The 2,448-nt window shown below is 75.3% G+C and carries 3 protein-coding genes; 2 read left to right on the forward strand and 1 reads right to left on the reverse strand.

Annotated elements, in window-relative coordinates; all coding sequences use genetic code 11:
* Positions 1-146 precede the first annotated feature (146 nt).
* A complete protein-coding gene (locus J0670_RS35805) occupies positions 147-932 on the forward strand; it encodes an SGNH/GDSL hydrolase family protein (RefSeq protein ID WP_307806847.1) in 786 nt (261 codons plus the stop codon).
* Between the two features lie 6 nt (positions 933-938).
* On the opposite strand, the gene J0670_RS35810 is transcribed toward J0670_RS35805, so the two are convergent.
* Entirely contained in the window at positions 939-1,601 is a 663-nt protein-coding gene (locus J0670_RS35810) for a GNAT family N-acetyltransferase (RefSeq protein ID WP_207816801.1), read from the reverse strand.
* Between the two features lie 127 nt (positions 1,602-1,728).
* On the opposite strand from J0670_RS35810, the gene J0670_RS35815 reads away from it, so the two are divergent.
* Positions 1,729-2,448, forward strand: a 720-nt coding sequence (locus J0670_RS35815; RefSeq protein WP_307806848.1) for a pentapeptide repeat-containing protein, incomplete at its 3' end; no start/stop codon positions are given.

The raw sequence follows: 2,448 nt of genomic DNA on the forward strand, positions 1-2,448 counted from the left end.
CCGCCGCCCCGTGCCCCCAGGATGGCGCGGACCGATAAACGAACAGTGGACGCCGAATGAGCGCCGGGCCCCCGTCGCATCGGCCCGCGGCCACACACGTACGATCGTCGGACCGCGAAGCCGACTCAGGAGAGCGGAGGCAGTCCGTGCCCACCACCCACCGCAGCTACGCCGGCTACGTCGCCGTCGGGGACTCCTTCACCGAGGGCATGTGCGACGACGTGCTGCCCGACGGCCACTACCGGGGCTGGGCCGACCGGGTCGCCTCGGCGCTGGCCGCCGAGGCCCCGGCCGACGGCTTCCGGTACGCCAACCTCGCCGTGCGCGGCAAGCTCATCGGCCAGATCCACGACGAACAGCTCGCCCCCGCCACCGCCATGGGCGCCGACCTCGTCACCCTGGCCGGCGGCCTCAACGACGTGCTGCGCCCCGGCTGCGACATCGACCGCGTCGAGCGGCTGCTCGGCCGCTGCGCCGCCGAACTGGCCGCCACCGGCGCCACCGTGGTGCTGTTCACCAGCACCGACCCCACCCGCCGACTGGCCGGCAGCGCCCGGCTGCTGCCCACCATCCTGCGGTTGAAGGCCTTCGTGCAGGAACTCGGGCAGCAGGACGGCTTCGCCGTCGTCGACCTCTTCTCCGCACCCTGCTTCGACGACCGCCGGCTCTGGGCCGAGGATCGGCTGCACCTGTCGCCCGAGGGGCACCGCAGGGTCGCCGAGGGCGTGCTGGAGGCACTCGGCCGCCCGGCCGCCTTCGACTGGCGCGCCCCGCTGCCGCCCGCCGCCCCGCGCGGCCGCGCCGAGCGGCTGCGCTCCGACGCCCGCTGGCTGGGCACCCACCTCGGCCCGTGGATCGGCCGCCGCCTCACCGGCCGCTCCTCCGGCGACGGCCGCCCGGCGAAGCGGCCGGAGCTGCTGCCGTACCGCTAGGTACCGCTAGGCCTCCGGGTTCTCGGGCTCCAGGACCAGGCTCGCCATCGGGGCGTGGGTGGTCCAGCCCAGGGTGGCGTAGAGCGCCTGGCCCGCCGGGGTGCCGACCAGCACGCCGGTGCGCGCGCCGGTCTCGTACGCGGCGGACCGGAGCGTGTGCATCACCACGGAGCCCAGGCCCCGGCGGCGGAACTCGGGGGCGGTGGTGATCTGGTCCGGCACCGCCACCCGGCCGTCCGCGGACAGGCCCGCCTGGCCACGGGCGGCCAGGTGTCCGGCCTCGGTGCGGACCAGTGCCCGGAGCACCCCGCCGCGCTCCCAGGTGGTCACGGTGTAGCCGGCCGGGAGCTCGGGCCGCTCGGGGGTGAGCGGGGCGGTCATCAGGAAGCCCGGCTTGTCCAGCCGCCACTGCGGGCCGAGCCAGGGGCGCACGGTGTCGTCCTCGGCGAACAGCTTCAGCCAGGTGGTCGGCGCGGTGGTGGTCTCGGCGAGCTTGCGGACGTCGGCCTCGGTCGGCTCGGGCAGCACGTGCCGGGCCACCTCGCCGACGGGCGCGCCGACGTCGATGGTCCAGCCCCAGGGCCGGTCCACCGGCTCGGCGGCGCCCCGGGAGACGGTCCAACCGCCGATCCACATCTCGACCGTCTTCCTGATGTCCGGCTGCCGCATGGCGCCCACCCCCGCATGTAATGGCCCTAGAGTCGATCGGCACCTTACCGGCACTCGGGTGGCCCTGCCCAGTAGGATTTGGCACTCGAAACACCCGCTGGTGGAAGGACCCCGGAACGTGCGCGAGATCGAGTCGCCGCAGGAGTCGCCGCAGGACCGGACGGCGGCCGCGCCGACCCCGCTCCAGTCCGACTGCCGCAGCTGCTTCGGGCTCTGCTGCGTCGCCCTGCCCTTCGCGGCCACCGCCGACTTCGCCGTGAACAAGGCCGCCGGCACCCCCTGCCGCAACCTCCAGGAGGACTTCAGCTGCGGCATCCACGCCCGGCTGCGGGACAGCGGCTTCCAGGGCTGCACCGTCTACGACTGCTTCGGGGCCGGGCAGCGGGTCTCCCAGGTCACCTTCGGCGGGGTCAGCTGGCGGGAGGAACCCGCCAGCGCCCGGCCGATGTTCGACGTCTTCCCGATCGTGCGGCAGCTCCACGAACTGCTCCGCCACCTCACCGAGGCGCTCACCTTCGAACCCGCCCGCGCCGTCCACGCCGAACTGCGCGCGGCCCTGGAGGAGACCGACCGCCTCGCCGGCGGCACCCCCGAGGAGATCCTCGCCGTCGACGTCGCGGCCCACCGCCAGCGGGTCGCCGAACTGCTGCTGCGCGCCGGCGAACTCGTCCGCGCCGCCGTCCCCCGCCGCCGCGAACACCGCGGCGCCGACCTCTTCGGCGCCCGCCTGCGCGGCGCCGACCTCCAGGGCGCCAACCTGCGCGGAGCCCTCCTCGTCGCCGCCGACCTCTCCGGCGCCGACCTCCGCCTGGCCGACCTCATCGGTGCGGACCTGCGCGACGCCAAC

It is taken from the genome of Streptomyces sp. FH025 (genome assembly GCF_017427025.1).
Classification (GTDB): domain Bacteria; phylum Actinomycetota; class Actinomycetes; order Streptomycetales; family Streptomycetaceae; genus Kitasatospora.

What these genes read in the sequence shown, in the direction of transcription:
- J0670_RS35810 (WP_207816801.1), bottom strand. Translation starts at nt 1,601, where the DNA reads ATGCGGCAGCCGGACATCAGGAAGACGGTCGAGATGTGGATCGGCGGT.